General features: G+C 72.4%; 15 protein-coding genes. 8 read left to right on the top strand and 7 right to left on the bottom strand.

Annotated elements, in window-relative coordinates:
• Nucleotides 1-2: 2 nt before the first annotated feature.
• Genes paaB through paaN form a run of 6 tightly spaced genes read right to left on the bottom strand, consistent with a single transcriptional unit; the run spans nt 3 to nt 5,777 of the window.
• Nucleotides 3-299, bottom strand: coding sequence for a 1,2-phenylacetyl-CoA epoxidase subunit PaaB (gene paaB, locus ACIBQZ_RS29170; protein ID WP_396092008.1), 297 nt, complete (start codon nt 297-299; stop codon nt 3-5).
• A complete protein-coding gene (gene paaA / locus ACIBQZ_RS29165) occupies nt 296-1,243 on the bottom strand; it encodes a 1,2-phenylacetyl-CoA epoxidase subunit PaaA (protein ID WP_396092007.1) in 948 nt (315 codons plus the stop codon). Before paaA ends, paaB begins: the two co-directional genes overlap by 4 nt.
• A complete protein-coding gene (locus ACIBQZ_RS29160) occupies nt 1,240-2,124 on the bottom strand; it encodes a 3-hydroxyacyl-CoA dehydrogenase family protein (protein WP_396092006.1) in 885 nt (294 codons plus the stop codon). Before ACIBQZ_RS29160 ends, paaA begins: the two co-directional genes overlap by 4 nt.
• Nucleotides 2,121-2,882, bottom strand: a complete 762-nt coding sequence (locus tag ACIBQZ_RS29155; RefSeq protein ID WP_396092005.1) for an enoyl-CoA hydratase/isomerase family protein — start codon at nt 2,880-2,882, stop codon at nt 2,121-2,123. Before ACIBQZ_RS29155 ends, ACIBQZ_RS29160 begins: the two co-directional genes overlap by 4 nt.
• Complete coding sequence (locus tag ACIBQZ_RS29150) at nt 2,882-4,096, bottom strand: thiolase family protein (RefSeq protein ID WP_396092004.1); 1,215 nt, start codon at nt 4,094-4,096, stop codon at nt 2,882-2,884. Before ACIBQZ_RS29150 ends, ACIBQZ_RS29155 begins: the two co-directional genes overlap by 1 nt.
• Nucleotides 4,089-5,777: a phenylacetic acid degradation protein PaaN gene (paaN, locus tag ACIBQZ_RS29145; protein WP_396092003.1), complete on the bottom strand. Its 1,689-nt coding sequence runs from the start codon at nt 5,775-5,777 to the stop codon at nt 4,089-4,091. Before paaN ends, ACIBQZ_RS29150 begins: the two co-directional genes overlap by 8 nt.
• A gap of 83 nt (nt 5,778-5,860) precedes the next feature.
• Here paaN and paaI point away from each other — a divergent pair, with 83 nt between their 5' ends.
• The 3 genes from paaI to paaK are packed head-to-tail and all read left to right on the top strand — an operon-like array spanning nt 5,861 to nt 8,256.
• Entirely contained in the window at nt 5,861-6,274 is a 414-nt protein-coding gene (gene paaI, locus ACIBQZ_RS29140; protein ID WP_396092002.1) for a hydroxyphenylacetyl-CoA thioesterase PaaI, read from the top strand.
• Nucleotides 6,271-6,933 (top strand): TetR/AcrR family transcriptional regulator, encoded by a 663-nt coding sequence (locus ACIBQZ_RS29135; protein WP_396092001.1) that lies wholly within the window; start codon nt 6,271-6,273, stop codon nt 6,931-6,933. The genes paaI and ACIBQZ_RS29135 overlap by 4 nt, the downstream gene beginning before the upstream one ends.
• Nucleotides 6,934-6,948: 15 nt before the next feature.
• Nucleotides 6,949-8,256 (top strand): phenylacetate--CoA ligase PaaK, encoded by a 1,308-nt coding sequence (paaK, locus tag ACIBQZ_RS29130; RefSeq protein ID WP_396092000.1) that lies wholly within the window; start codon nt 6,949-6,951, stop codon nt 8,254-8,256.
• A 137-nt stretch (nt 8,257-8,393) separates the two neighbouring features.
• On the opposite strand, the gene ACIBQZ_RS29125 is transcribed toward paaK, so the two are convergent.
• Complete coding sequence (locus ACIBQZ_RS29125; RefSeq protein WP_396091999.1) at nt 8,394-9,419, bottom strand: LacI family DNA-binding transcriptional regulator; 1,026 nt, start codon at nt 9,417-9,419, stop codon at nt 8,394-8,396.
• Nucleotides 9,420-9,555: 136 nt separating this feature from the next.
• On the opposite strand from ACIBQZ_RS29125, the gene ACIBQZ_RS29120 reads away from it, so the two are divergent.
• The 5 genes from ACIBQZ_RS29120 to ACIBQZ_RS29100 all read left to right on the top strand — a co-directional run bounded on the left by ACIBQZ_RS29120 (nt 9,556) and on the right by ACIBQZ_RS29100 (nt 14,931).
• Complete coding sequence (locus ACIBQZ_RS29120; protein ID WP_396091998.1) at nt 9,556-10,725, top strand: Gfo/Idh/MocA family protein; 1,170 nt, start codon at nt 9,556-9,558, stop codon at nt 10,723-10,725.
• Between the two features lie 24 nt (nt 10,726-10,749).
• The gene (locus ACIBQZ_RS29115) at nt 10,750-11,772 is read left to right on the top strand and encodes a sugar phosphate isomerase/epimerase family protein (RefSeq protein ID WP_396091997.1); all 1,023 of its coding nucleotides are present in this window, start codon (nt 10,750-10,752) and stop codon (nt 11,770-11,772) included.
• Nucleotides 11,773-12,196: 424 nt separating this feature from the next.
• Nucleotides 12,197-13,726: an OmpA family protein gene (locus tag ACIBQZ_RS29110; protein ID WP_396091996.1), complete on the top strand. Its 1,530-nt coding sequence runs from the start codon at nt 12,197-12,199 to the stop codon at nt 13,724-13,726.
• Nucleotides 13,727-14,017: 291 nt separating this feature from the next.
• Nucleotides 14,018-14,224: a hypothetical protein gene (locus tag ACIBQZ_RS29105; protein WP_396091995.1), complete on the top strand. Its 207-nt coding sequence runs from the start codon at nt 14,018-14,020 to the stop codon at nt 14,222-14,224.
• Nucleotides 14,225-14,466: 242 nt separating this feature from the next.
• Nucleotides 14,467-14,931 (top strand): transposase, encoded by a 465-nt coding sequence (locus ACIBQZ_RS29100; RefSeq protein ID WP_396092161.1) that lies wholly within the window; start codon nt 14,467-14,469, stop codon nt 14,929-14,931.
• The last annotated feature ends 109 nt before the right edge of the window (nt 14,932-15,040 follow it).

Below are 15,040 nucleotides of genomic sequence, written 5' to 3'. Positions count from 1 at the left end.
CCTCAGATGTGCGGTACGGAGTCGGGGATCGAGTAGTACGTCGGATGCCGGTAGACCTTGTCGCCGCTGGGGGCGAAGAAGGCCTCCTTCTCGTCAGGGCTGGACGCGGCCACGTCGTCGGAGCGCACGACCCAGATGCTCACGCCCTCGTTGCGCCGGGTGTAGAGGTCGCGGGCGTGATGCAGCGCCATCTCGTGGTCGGCGGCCCGCAGCGAGCCCACGTGCACGTGGTTGAGCCCCCGCTTGGCCCGGACGAACACCTCGAACAGCGGCCACTCGTGCTTGATGTCCTCGGTCATGCCCCACCCTCCTGACGCCGTGCGGCGTGTGCGGCGGCCGCCTCGCGGACCCAGGCGCCGTCCTCGTCGGCGCGCCGCCTGTTGCCGATCCGCAGCGTGTTGCACGGCCCGTCGCCGGAGATCACGCGCTGCAGCTCGGACCAGTCGATCGGCCCGAAGTCCCAGTGCCCGCGCTCGTCGTTCCAGCGCAGGTCCGGGTCGGGCAGCGTGACGCCGAGGGCCTCGGCCTGCGGCACGCTCATGTCGACGTACCGCTGGCGCAGCTCGTCGTTGCTGTGCCGCTTGATCTTCCAGGCCATCGACTGGGCGGAGTTCGGCGACTGGTCGTCGGGCGGGCCGAACATCATCAGCGAGGGCCACCACCAGCGGTTGACGGCGTCCTGCACCATGTCGCGCTGGGCCGGGGTGCCGCCCATCATCGTCATCAGCAGCTCGTAGCCCTGCCGCTGGTGGAAGGACTCCTCCTTGCAGATGCGGATCATCGCCCGCCCGTACGGCCCGTACGAGCTGCGGCACAGTGGCACCTGGTTGCAGATGGCGGCGCCGTCGACCAGCCAGCCGATGACGCCCACGTCCGCGAACGACAGCGTCGGGTAGTTGAAGATCGACGAGTACTTCTGCCGGCCCTCGATGAGCCGCCGGGTCAAGTCACCGCGGTCGGCGCCCAGGGTCTCGGCCGCCGAGTACAGGTACAGCCCGTGCCCGGCCTCGTCCTGCACCTTGGCCAGCAGGATCGCCTTGCGCCGCAGCGACGGCGCCCGGGTGATCCACTCCCCCTCCGGCTGCATGCCGATGATCTCGGAGTGGGCGTGCTGGGCGATCTGCCGGATCATCGTCCGGCGGTAGCCCTCCGGCATCCAGTCGCGTGGCTCGATGCGCTGATCCCTCGCGATGGTCTCGGTGAAGGACCGCTCGTTGGTCTCCGCGAGCGACGTGTCGGTCATCGGGTCACCTCCCAGGTGTGGAAGCCCTGTCCGGTCTTGCGGCCCAGCTCGCCGCGGGCCACCTTGTCGCGCAGCAGCCGCGGTGGGGCGAACCGCTCGCCGAGCTCCCGGTGCAGGTGCTCGGCGATGGCCAGCCGGACGTCGAGGCCGACCAGGTCGGTCGAGCGCAGCGGGCCCATCGGGTGCCGGTAGCCGAGCTCCATGGCGCGGTCGATCGACGCGGCGTCCGCGACACCCTCCTCCAGCATCCGGATCGCCTCGAGGCCGAGCAGCACGCCGAGGCGGCTGGTGGCGAAGCCCGGGGAGTCCCGGACCACGATCGCGGTCTTGCCGAGGCCGGCGGCCCACGACTGCGCGGCGTCGCGGACGGCGCCGGCGGTCTGCGGGCCGACCACGATCTCCACGAGGTCGCTGGCCGGCACCGGGTTGAAGAAATGCATGCCGACGAAGCGGGCGGGCCGCGTGAGGCCCTCGGCTAGACCCGCGATGGAGAGCGAGCTCGTGTTGGTCGCCAGCACGGTGTGCTCACCCACGACGCGCTCGGCCGCCGCGAGCACATCGATCTTGAGCCGGGCGTCCTCGGGCACGGCCTCGACGACCAGGTCCGCGCCGGCGGGCAGCCCGGCGACATCGTCGGTGAAGGTGATCCGGTCGAGGACGCCCGCGGGGTCCTCGACCAGCTTGCCGCGCTCGGCGGCGCGGCGCAGCGTGGCGCCGAGGCGTTCGAGGGCGGCCGCGCCGGCGGCACGGTCGGCTTCGACGACGGTCACCGAGGCTCCGGCGGCGGCGAAGACCTGGGCGATCCCGGCACCCATCCGTCCACCGCCGATCACGCCGACGCTCTTCGGCACCTCCGCCCCAGGCGGCACCACGCCGGTCATCGACGTTCCCCGGCCAGGAAGGCGTCCATCCGGTCGTGCTTGTCCTGCGACTCGAACAGGATCGCCTGGGCGAGGTCGTCGGTGACCGGGTGACCGCCCGGCGCGTCGGTGACCAGTTTGGTCAACCGCAGCGCGAGCGGGCCGGACCGGGCCATCCGGTCGAGCAGGGCATGGGCCCGCGCGAGCAGCTCGCCGGCCGGCACGATCTCGGCCACCAGCCCGAGCCGGTAGGCGTCGTCCGCGCCGAGGCGCCGGCCGGCCAGCAGCACCTGCTTGGCGACGGAGGCGCCGAGCAGGTCGCGCAGCCGCCAGCAGGCGCCGGCCGCGGCCAGGATGCCCAGGCCGGGCTCGGGGTTGCCGAAGGTCGCCGTGGGCGAGGCCAGCCGGACGTCGCACGCGTACGCCAGCTCGGCGCCGCCGCCGAGTGCCCACCCGTCGACCGCGGCCACCGTCGGCAGCGGCAGCCGGGCGATGCGATCGAACAGCCGGCTGTTGATGCCCTGCAGGGCCTGCTCCCGGCCCCGGTCCCGCAGCTCGCCGATGTCGGCGCCGGCGGCGAACGTGCCCCCGTCGCCGGTGAGCAGCAGCAGTCTCGGCCGCTCCTCCAGGCCCGCGCAGACCTCGTGCAGCTCCCGGACCATGGCCGCGTTGATCGCGTTGCGGGCCTGGGGCCGGTGCAGCGTCACGACCACGCGGTCGGCGGACTCCTCGACCTTGATGGTCGTGTGGCCCGGGACGGCGGCGGTGGCTTCCGGCATCAGACGCGCTCCACCAGCATCGCCACGCCCTGGCCGACACCGACGCAGAGGGTGGCCAGGCCGCGCCGGGCGTCCTCGCGTTCCATCCGGCCGAGCAGGGTGACGGTGAGCCGGGCACCGGAGCAGCCCAGCGGGTGCCCGAGCGCGATCGCGCCGCCGTCGGCGTTGACGCGCTCCTCGTCCAGCTTGAGCCGGCGCAGCACCGCCAGCGACTGCACGGCGAACGCCTCGTTCAGCTCGACCGCGTCGACCTCACCGATGCCCCAGCCGGCCCGGGCCAGCGCCTTCTCGGTCGCGGGCACCGGGCCGAGCCCCATGAGCTGCGGTGGCACACCGGCGCTCGCGGAGGTGACGATGCGGGCGCGCGGGGTCAGGCCGTACCGGCTCACGGCCTCGGCGCTGGCCACCACGACGGCCGCCGCGCCGTCGGACAGCGGCGACGACGAGCCCGCGGTCACGACGCCGCCGGCGCGGAACACCGGGCGCAGCGCACCCAGCCGTTCCAGGCTGCTGCCGCGGCGTGGGATCTCGTCGACGGCCACCTCGCCGTCCTTGACCGGCACCGGGGTGATCTCCGCGGCGAAACGTCCCGCGTCGATCGCGGCGATGGCCCGCTCGTGGCTGCGCAGCGCGAACGCGTCGCTGTCGGCGCGGCTGATCCCGTCGAGGGTCGCCACCTCCTCGGCGGTCTCCCCCATCGCGAGGGTGACCCGGCGGTCCTCCGGGCCGCTGCCGGCCTCCTTGTCGTGCGCGGTGAAGCGCGGGTTGGTGAAGCGCCAGCCCAGGGAGGAATCCACGACCTCGCCGGGGCGGGCCCAGGGCGTGCCCGGCTTGGCCATGACCCACGGCGCCCGGGTCATCGACTCGACCCCGCCGGCCACGATCAGGTCGGCCTCGCCGCTGCGCACCGCCTGCGCCGCGGAGACGATCGCGGTCAAGCCGCTGGCACAGAGCCGGTTGACCGTGTAGCCGGGGACCGTGTCGGGCAGGCCGGCCAGCAGCGCCGCCATCCGCGCCACGTTGCGGTTGTCCTCGCCGGCCTGGTTGGCGGCGCCGAGGATCACCTCGTCGATGGCGTCGGCGGGCACCCCACCGCGGCTGACGGCCTCGCGCACGACCAGCGCGGCGAGATCGTCGGCGCGCACGCCGGAGAGCGCGCCGCCGTACTTGCCCTGCGGGGTGCGGACGCCGCCGACCAGGTAGGCCTCAGGCATTGGTCTCCTCGGTGACGTGGTGGCGCGACTGGAGCGTGAAGTAGCGCCCGGTGACGAACTGCGCGTCGCTCAGCGAGGCGGTCGCGGCCGGGTTCGCCGCCGTGCCGTGCAGGTCGCTGAACGCGGCGGTCTGGTTGACGAAGACGCCGCCGGTCAGGTTCTCCGAGAGGTGCACCCCGGCCTCGAGGGCGGCCTCGCGGGCCGCCGCCAGCACCTCCGGGGAGGTCGAGTAGACCGAGGCGGTGAGCGCGCCGTGGTGCCGCACGGTGTCGGTGAACAGCGCGAGGCTGTGCACGGTCGACTCGGTGGTGATGACAAACGAGACCGGCCCGAACCACTCCCGGGTGTACGCCTTCTCGTCGGCGGCGTCGAGCCGCAGCACCACCGGCGTGCGGATGGTCGCGCCGGGGAACTGCTCGTCGGCGACCGGCGCGGACGCGTGGATCACGTTCGGGGCGTTGCCGGCCTCGGTGAGCCGGGCCAGGACACCGTCGTTGACGATCGCGCCGAGCGTGCCCGCGGCGCGCTTGGGGTCGCCGAGCAGCCTGTCGAGGGCGCCGGACAGGTCGGCGCCGAACTCCGCCGCGCTGCGGTGCCCGGCGTCGGTCTCGATGCCGGTGGCCGGGACCAGCAGATTCTGCGGGGTGGTGCACATCTGGCCGCTGTAGAGCGAGAGCGAGAACGCCAGGTTGCGCAGCAGGCCCTTGTAGTCGTCGGTGGAGTCGACGATGACCGTGTTGAGCCCGGCCTTCTCGGTGTAGACGACGGCCTGGCGGGCGTTGGCCTCCAGCCAGTTGCCGAACTCGCTGGAGCCGGTGAAGTCGACGATCCGCACGTCGCGGTGGGTGGCCAGGGTGGCGGCGATGCCGTCGCCGGGCTCCTCGACCGCGAGGGTGACCAGGTTGGGGTCCTGCCCGGCCTCGGCGAGCACCTCGCGGGCGACCTGCACGGTGATGGCGAGCGGCAGCACCGCCCCGGGGTGCGGCTTCACGATGACGGCGTTGCCGGTGACCAGACTGGCGAACAGGCCGGGATAGCCGTTCCAGGTGGGGAAGGTGTTGCAGCCGATCGTCAGGGCGACGCCGCGGCCGACGACCGTGCTCGTCTTGGCCAGGCGCAGCGGATCGCCGCCGCGCTGCGGCTTGCTCCAGGTCGCCGTCGCCGGGATGCGCGCCGACTCGGCGAGCGCGACCGCGACGGCCTCGAGGCCACGGTCCTGGGCATGGGCGCCACCGGCCTGGAAGGCCATCACGAAGGCCTGCCCGGTGGTGTGCTGGACGGCGTGTGCCATCTCGAAGATGCGGGCGTTGATCCGCTGGAGGATCTCGGCGGCCACCCCGGCGCGGCCCTGCGGGCCGACGGCGCGCCAGCCGGGCGTGGCGGCGCGAGCGGCGGCGACCAGGGCGGCCGGGTCGGCCTTGGGATAACGGATGTCGAGGGCGATCCCGTACGGCGAGCGCTCGGTGGCCACCGAACCGGTGGCGCCGGGCACCTCGATCGGGAAATCGGTGCCCAGCAGCTCCTGGAACGCGCGCTCGCCCGAAACGGCGGCGTCCTCGCCGTAGACCGACTTGCTGGGCGACTCGGGATAGGCAGACCAGTAGTCGCGCGTCGCGGCCGCCTCGATCGCCTTGTCGAGCAGCTCGCGGTGCTTCTCGTAGAACCCGGCGGGGGTTGTCATCGGCGCTCCTGTGCGGTTGGCTGTCTCTCATATTTACCGTCCGCTCGGTCGGTAATCAAGCCCGGGCTGGAAACGGAGGGAACATGGCACGGGGTGACGGGCGCTCGGCGCGGGAGATGTTCGACCGCGACAAGGCCTCCCAGGTCCTCGGCATCGAGCTGGTCTCCGTAGGTGAAGGCGCCGCCGTCGCCCGGATGCGGGTGACCGCCGACATGGTCAACGGGCACGGCATGACCCACGGCGGCTACGTGTTCCTGCTGGCCGACACCGCCTTCGCGCTGGCCTGCAACACCGCCGGCCCGGTCACCGTCGCGGCCGGCGCCGACATCACGTTCCTGCGGTCCAGCGCGGCGGGCGACGAGCTCGAGGCCCGGGCCACCGAGCGCGCGACCAGCGGACGCAGCGGCGTCTACGACGTCACCGTGACCCGGGCCGGCGACGTGATCGCCGAGTTCCGCGGCCGCAGCCGCGCCGTCAGCCCGGGCCGGCCCGCATGACCAGCGAGCGCGAGGCCCCGGCGGCCGCGCTGGCCCGCGCCGCCCGTGTGGTCGACCACCTCGAGGAACGCAACCGGCCGAAACGCGGCCGGCCCGGCCACGACCTGGGCGCGGTGCTCGCGGCGGCGGTCCGGCTGTTCAACGAACGCGGGTACGAGGCCACCAGCATGGACGACGTGGCCAAGCGGCTCGGCATCACCAAGTCCAGCCTCTACCACCACGTCACCGGCAAGCAGGAGCTGCTGCGGATCGCGGTCGACCAGGCACTGGACGGGCTGCACGAGGTGATGGACGAGGTGGAAGGGCTGCAGGCGCCCGCCCTCGACCGCCTCGAGACGCTCATCAGGGGCAGCGTGCTGGTGCTGGCGGAGCGGCTGGAATACGTGACGCTGCTGCTCCGCGTACGCGGGAACACCGCGGTGGAGCAGCAGGCCCTGCTGCGCCGCCGGATCTTCGACGCCAAGGTCACCGAGCTGGTCAAACAGGCACAGGCCGAGGGCGCGATCCGCCCGGATGTGGACGCGGCCACCGCCGCCCGCCTGCTCTTCGGCATGGTCAACTCGCTGATCGAGTGGTACAGCCCGCAGCGCGGTGGCGCTGCGGAGCTCGCCGGCACCGTCACCACCCTCGCCTTCGACGGCCTGCGCACGAGGCGGTGAGCAGAGGAGGACGCCATGCAGGAACGCACGCCCCGCCCGGAAGACCTGGACCCGATCGAACGCGCGTCCGTGGACGAGCTGCGCGCGCTCCAGCTCGAGCGCCTGCGCTGGTCGCTGCGCCACGCCTACGACAACGTCCCGCCATACCGCACGATGTTCGACGAAGCCCAGGTCCACCCCGACGACCTGCGCGAGCTGGCCGACCTGGCACGGTTCCCCTGCACCGACAAGGCCGTGCTGCGCGCTGATTACCCGTACGGGATGTTCGCGGTCCCCCGCGACCAGGTCGCCCGCCTGCACGCCTCGTCCGGCACGACCGGACGGCCCACGGTCGTGGGCTACACCCCGCGCGACGTGCGCACCTGGGCCGAGCTGATGGCGCGCTCGATCCGCGCGGCCGGCGGCCGCCGCGGCGACCGGGTCCACGTCGCCTACGGGTACGGGCTGTTCACCGGCGGCCTCGGCGCCCACTACGGCGCGGAGGAGCTGGGCTGCACCGTCATCCCCGTCTCCGGTGGCATGACCGCACGCCAGGTGCTGCTGATCAAGGACCTCGAGCCGGACGTCATCATGGTCACGCCCAGCTATCTGCTGGCCATCGTGGACGAGATGCACCGCCAGGGCGTCGACCCGCGCCGCACGTCGCTGGCCGTCGGCATCCTGGGCGCGGAACCCTGGACGCAGGACCTCCGGCAGGAGATCGAGCAGCAGCTCGACATCCACGCGCTCGACATCTACGGCCTGTCCGAGGTGATGGGGCCGGGGGTGGCGACCGAGTGCGTGGAGACCAAGGACGGCCTGCACGTCTGGGAGGACCACTTCTATCCCGAGATCATCGACCCGCTGACCGGCGCGGTGCTGCCCGACGGCGAGACGGGCGAGCTGGTCCTCACCTCGCTGAGCAAGGAGGCGATGCCGGTCGTGCGGTACCGCACCCGGGACCTCACCCGGCTGCTGCCGGGCACGGCCCGGCCGATGCGCCGGATCGAGAAGATCACCGGACGGACGGACGACATGATCATCCTGCGCGGGGTGAACCTGTTCCCGACCCAGATCGAGGAGCTGATCCTGCGCACCCCGCAGCTGGCGCCACACTTCCGGTGCCTGCTCACCCGCGAGGGCCGCCTCGACGCGATGACGGTGCGGGTGGAGCGCCGGCACGGCGTCGAACCGGCAGCCGCCGAGCAGGCGGGGCGCGAGCTGGCCGCACTGGTCAAGAACACGATCGGCGTCAGCGTGGCGGTGGACGTCATCACACCGGACGGGGTGGAGCGCTCGATGGGCAAGATGCGCCGGATCGTCGACGAGCGGTCGACCGGCTGACCGCCGACCGTCGCCGCCATCCACGGCCGGCGCCACGATCGCCCACAGGCCGGAATCGCGCACCGCGTCCACGAGCCGGCATGTGCACGGCCGGGACCGGGCAACGGGACGGCCTCACGCCGGCTCGCGGCAGGCCATCACGATCTGGCCGTGGGCGCTCCTTCCGTGGGCGGCACCGGGGCCGTGGTCCCCCGGACCACCAGACGCGGATTGAGCACCACCTCCAGCCGTTGCTTGCGTCCCTCGTCCAGCCGCTGGACCGCGGCGAGCACCGCGTTGCGGGCCTGGGCGGCCGCGTCCTGGTTGACCGTCGTGAGGTCGATGTGGACCAGGTGCGCGAGCGTGCTGTCGTCGTACCCCACGATGGAGATCTGCCCGGGCACCTCGATGCCGGCGCGGGCGAACGCATCCATGACCCCGACGGCGCAGCGGTCGTTGGAGGCGACGACGGCCGTCGGCCGGTCGGCGCCGGCGGCGAGCAGCCGCCCGGCGCGGATGCCGCCCTCCTCGGTGTGGTCCCCCGCGATGATGCGGATCTCGTCGGCGAGCCCGGCGCGGCGCATGCCGTCGCGATAACCGCGCCGGCGGGCCGTGGCGACGACGCCGCGGCCGCCGTCGACGAAGGCGATGCGCCGGTGTCCGAGACGGATCAGGTGATCCAGCGCCTCGGCCACCCCGACGTGGTCGGCCGAGCGGACCACGTCGACGTCGCCGGTGGCGACGCGCCTGCCGAGCGCGACCACCGGTGCCTGTGCGGTCAGTGCGGCGAGCCGCTGATCCGGCGCGTCCGGCCCAAGCAGGAGTACGGCCTCACAACGGAAGTCGAGCAGCGTCTCGATCGCCCGATTCTCATCACGGTGCCGGGTGAGCGTGGAGAGCACCACCTCGTAGCCGACCCGGTCCGCCTCGGCCTGGATCTCCTCGACCAGCTCGGCGTGGAACGGGTTGCGGATGTCGAGCATGACGCCGAGCAGGTGACGCCGCCGGCGGGCCAGCATGCTCGCCGTGCGATCGGCCCGGTAGCCCAGCTCGGCGGCCGCTTCCAGGACCCGCCGGCGGGTCTCGGCGCTCGGGCCCGGGGCGCCGCGCAGCACCAGCGAGACCGACGCCGTCGAGACGCCGACCCGCGCGGCGACGTCATCGAGCCGGGGTCGTTGATCCACTGCGAAACCTCCGGTACCGCCCTTGACACACATCGAGCCTTGACACACATCGAGATCGACTTGGATAGTACTCGGAGTTAAAGCGCTTTAAAACATCGGGCACCACACTCCGCTCCCCTCAGCCGGAGGTCCACCCATGACACATCCGTCTCCCGGCGTCGCCGTCATCGGCGCGGGCATGGTCGGCCGCGCCCACGCGAACGCCTACCGCAACGCCGCCACCGTCTACGAGCTCGGCCGGCCCGCCCCCCGCCTGGTCGCCGTCGCCGACACCCACGAGCCGTTCGCGGCCGACGCCGCCGCGCGATACGGCTTCGCCCGCAGCGAGACCGACTGGCGTGCCGTGATCGACGCGCCCGACGTCGACGCAGTCACCGTCGCGGTCGCCAACAGCTTGCACCGCGAGATCGTCGAGGCCGCGCTCGCGGCCGGCAAGCACGTGCTCTGCGAGAAGCCGCTGGCCCCGAGCATCGCCGACGCGCAGGCCATGGTGGACGCCGCCGCGGCCGGCGACCGGGTCGCCGCGGTCGGCTTCACCTTCCGCCGCTCGCCCGCGGTCAACGCCATCCGCGAGCAGATCCGCAACGGCGGCCTCGGCCGGGTCCGGCACATCGTCGGCAACTACTTCACCGACTACGGCTTCGACCCGCAGCGGCCGATGAGCTGGCGTTATCTCGGCGGCCCCGGCTCCGGGGTGCTCGCCGACATCGGCAGCCACCTGGTCGACCTCGCGGAGTTCCTCTGCGGGCCGACCACCGGCGTGCAGGGCACCTCGATGAGCACCCTGGTCACCTCCCGGCCGAAACCGCTCGGGGTGGCGGTCGGGCATGCCGGCGGCGTCGCGCTCAGCGACGAGCGGGTCCCGGTGGAGAACGAGGACATCTGCACCTTCACCACCACCTATGCGGGCGGCACCCTGGGCACCTTCTCGCTGTCCCGGGTGGCTTTCGGCCACGCCAACACCCTGCGGCTGGAGCTGTTCTGCGAGAACGGCACAGCGTCGTTCGACCTGACCCGGCCGGGCGAGTTCAGCATCATCGACGGCACCCCCGAGCAGAGCGTGAACGGCGCCCGCCAGGTCTTCATCGGGCCCTGGCACCCGTACGTGGCGCGCGGGCTGCCGATGGACTTCCCCACCGTCAGCCACGGGCAGAACGACTTCTTCGTGTTCCAGGCGCGCGCGTTCCTCGACCAGATCGCCGGCGTGGAAGGGCTGCCGCCGTGCCCCGACCTGGCACACGGCCTGCACAACCTGCGCGTGCTCGACGCGGTGGTCTCCGCCATCGACAAGCCTGTCCAGCTCTGACCCCCCGCCCGGAAAGGCAAAGCCATGAAGCTCGGCGCCTACACCGCGTGCCTGCACGACCGTTCCCTCGACGAGACCCTGAAGATCCTCGGCGGGCTGGGCCTGACCAGCGCCGAGATCAACGCGGGCGGCTTCATCCCCGCCCCGCACCTGCCGATCGACGACATCCTGGCGAGCGCCGGCGCGCGCGAGGACTACCTTGGCCGCTTCGCCCAGGCGGGCATCGCACTCACCGGCCTCAACGTCAACGGCAACCCGCTCAACCCGAACCCGGCGGTGGGCCCGCGGCACGCCGCCGACCTGCACCGCGCCATCGACGTAGCGGCGGCGCTGGGAGTCAAACGCGTCGTGACCATGTCCGGCCTGCCGGGCGGCGAACCCGGCGCCAGGACCGCCAACTGGGTGGTCAACCCCTGGGACAGCCAGTATCTGGACACCCTCGACTACCAGTGGCAGCAGGTGGCGATCCCGTTCTGGAAGGACGTGAACGCCCGCGCGTCCGCCGCGGACGTCAAGGTGTGCATCGAGATGCACCCACACAACCTGGTCTTCAACCCGCCGACCCTGCAACGGCTGGTCGAGCAAGCCAACGCCACCCACGTCGGCGCCGAGATGGACCCGAGCCACCTGTTCTGGCAGGGCATGGACCCGGTCGCCTGCGTGCAGTACCTGGGCGACCTGGTCTTCCACGCCGCCGCCAAGGACACCCGGATCAACCCCGCCAACGCCAAGGTGTACGGCGTCCTGGACGACCGCTTCACCCGCACCCCGGCCGACGCGAACCCGCTGAACCTCGGCGGCACCAACACCCTGAACCAGTGGCCACAGAATCCGGCGTGGGAGTTCGTGGCGGTCGGTCGCGGGCACGGGGTGGAGGACTTCTGGGTGCCGTTCCTGCAGGCGCTGCACACGGTCGACCCGGACATCGCGGTCAACATCGAGCACGAGGACCAGGCGTTCGACCAGGTGGAGGGGCTGCGCCTGGCGGCGGAGAACCTGCTCGCCGCAGCCGCCAAGGCGGGTGTGCAGGAGGCGGCGCGGGGTTGAGGAAAGCGGTCGCCGCCGCCGACAACGACGTCGGCGATGGCGACGTCCGACCTGGACGGACGGAGTGAGCCGCCGGGCTGGACAGGCAGCCGTGCCGGGCGAGCCGCCGGGCCGAGCGAACCAGCGGGCCCAGCGAACCGCCGGGCCGAACAGGCCGCTAGGCCGGACAAGCCAGCCGGGCCGGACAAGCCGCCGGGCCGAGCATGCCGCCGGGCCGAGCATGCCGCCGGGCCGGACAAGCCGCCGGGCCGAGCATGCCGCCGGGCCGGACAAGCCAGCCGGGCCGAGCATGCCCTCGGGCCGGACAAGCCAGCCGGGCCGAGCATGCCGCCGGGCCGGGCCGGGCGCCGGGCCCGGCGAACCACCGGGCCGGGCGGGGCGCCGTTAGGCTGGGCCACGGTCGTCGACGGGAGCGGGAGGTCACATGCGGCGTGCGCTTGCCTGGGCTGCGTCCGGGTTGCTCCTCGTCGCGCTCGGCGCGTGCACCGACGAGACTCCTGTTGCCAAGCCCGCGGCTTCCGCCTCGGCCGGGGCGGTCGCACCCTCGGCGTCGGCGGTGCCGGTGGTGACCCGCACTGTTGACGCGGCCGGCGACGTTCTCGGCATGAGTGTCGGGCCGCTCGTTCGCTCCGGTGGTGCCGTGGTGCTCACCGTGCAGACCCGGCTGGAGCGGTCCGCCACCGGCGGCGCCAGCGTCGTCGGCCGGCACTTCTCGTCGATCCTGACGAACTCCTTCGACGCGGTCCGGCTCGTCGACGAGAGCGGGCGGCGGGTCTACCTCGTGTCCGAGGGTCGGGACGGCGGCAACTGCGTGTGCACGGGGCTGGTGCGCTTCGAGGTCGGGGAGACCCGGCCGCTGCAGGCTGTCTTCGCGGGCGTGCCGGCCGATGTCGAGCGGGTGTCGGTGATGCTTCCCTACGCCGGGGTGTTCACCGACGTTCCGGTTGTCGACGGCAGCGTGCCCGCGCCGCCGGCCGGGCGCACCAAGGCCGGGGACGTGCAGGAACCGCTTGATCCGGCCACCGCCGCTCCCGCTTTCACCGCCGCGCTCGACTCGTACACCGAGCGGCTTGATGTCGCCCTGCGGACCCGGCGGACCGAGGACCAGGTCGACATCAGCCTCGACACCGACGTCCTGTTCCGGCTCGACAGCGCGAAGCTCACTCCCGCCGCCGGGAAGTCGATCGCCGCCGCGGTTGCGGACCTGCGGGCCGCCGGGCCCGGACCGTTGAATGTCACCGGCCATACCGACAACACCGGCTCCACCGCGCACAACCAGGCACTGTCGCAGCAGCGCGCCCAGGCCGTCGCCGGTGCGCTGCGCAAGGCGCTGCCCGACGGCGAATGGCCGAAAACCGTCGCCGCCAAGGGCGAGAGCGAGCCCGCCGTCGCCAACGACTCGGACGCCCACCGTGCGCTCAACCGCCGGGTCGCCATCACCTACCAGACCCGGGCGCAGGCAGCGGCGCCGCCTGTCCCCACCAGAGCGGTGCTGCCGAAGACCAAGGGCAAGCAAGGCCGGGCGCCCGACGGCGTCGAGGTCGCCATGCCGCTGAACCGGGGCACCATCCGCTTCGTGCCCGGCGCCGCGACCGTTCGCGGACCTTTCCTGCTGGTGCCCCTCACGGCCCGCAACACCGGCGGCACCAAGGCGACCATCCTGGACTTCCTCGGCCAGGGCGTCTTCACCGTCCGAGACGAGTTCGACCCCTACGCCCGCTACGGCACTGCGGGCGTCCGCCTGCTGCAGGGCGACACCGCCGCCTACGGACTCGACTACGAAACCGCCCCGGGCGACCACCGCTGCCTCTGCGACCGCATCCTCAGCACAGCGATCCCGCCAGGCAGCGAACAGGTCCTGTCCCTGTGGTTCCCGGCCCCACCACCCGGCACGCCAACCGTCACCCTGGACGTTCCCAACCGCCTCCGAATCACGGACATCCCGATATCCTGACCACCGCAAACGCGCCCCCGGACAAACCCCAGAATCAAGTCCCGCCAACACCCCCGCCCAAGAACAACCCACGCCCCACCGCAGCCGCAGCCGCAGCCCGGAGCCGGAGCCCGGAGCCGGAGCCGGAGCCGGAGACCCTGACAAATAAGGGGTTTCCGGTGACCGGCGGGAGGGCGGCCATCGATATCAGTGCCCGCGTTCGGTGTGGCGTCGTGACATGACGAACGGCCTTCGGTAATAGCGAAGGCGACCAAACCAGCATGACCGAAGGCCCAGCCCCGTCTGTATACAGTGGGACGCGTCGCCGCTGACTTCCCGCACCCGAAACTCGTCCACCACTACTTCAAAGCCTGGGCCGCCGACGGCACCCTCAATCGGATGCACAACCACGTCCCGGCAGGGACCGGCCGCGGCCGGCCGATCATCTGTCCGCGCCGCGACATCGTCGACGCGATCCGTCACCTCGACCCGGACCGGCCGCCAGGCGGGAATGACTGATGCGGCGACCCCGGGCGACCAGGTGCTGGGCGACCACTCCCGGTTCTTCCGGGACAGCTACGAAGGTACCTGTGAGAACAGGTCCGTCAGCAGTGCGAGGACCGCGACAAGCAGCCGACCGCGGCGCTGGTCGGCTCACAGTCCTCGCGCGGCGCGGAGACCGTCGCCAGGCCCAGCAGCGGCTATGACGCCGGAAACGCGTCAACGACCGGAAACGCCACACCGCCGTCGACACCTGCGGACTGCTCCTCACGATCCTGGTCACCGACGCACACGTCCAAGACCGTGACGGCGCCCGGCCCCTGCCCTGGGCGCAGCACCCCTGCTTCCCAGGCATCCGGCTGCTCCGGGCCGACTCCGGCTACGCCGGGCAACTCGTCGGCTGGACCGCCACGCAACTCCGCCGCACTGTACAGATCGTGGCGAAACTCGCCGGCCAAACCACCTTCGTCGTGCTGCACCGCAGGCGGGCGGTCGAGCGCACATTCTCCTGGATCAACCGATGCCGACGCACCGTCCGCGACCACGAACGACAACCCGAGCACCCCGCCGCAATGGCCCAATGGGCAATGATCATCATCATGACCCGCCGCCTGACCCGCCACCACAAAACCCGAAGCCCTTATCCACCAGCGCAGCCCGAAGCGCTGAGCCCGAAGCGCGATGCCCGAAGCGCTGAGCCCGAAGCGCGATGCCCGGAGCGCTGAGCCCGAAGCGCGATGCCCGAAGCGCGATGCCCGAAGCGCGATGCCCGAAGCGCGATGCCCGAAGCGCGATGCCCGAAGCGCGATGCCCGAAGCGCGATGCCCGAAGCGC

The sequence above is a fragment of the Actinoplanes sp. NPDC049599 genome, assembly GCF_044465625.1.
GTDB lineage: Bacteria > Actinomycetota > Actinomycetes > Mycobacteriales > Micromonosporaceae > Actinoplanes.
Note: the sequence above shows the minus strand (reverse complement) of the source record. Positions and strands in the feature narration are given on the sequence as shown.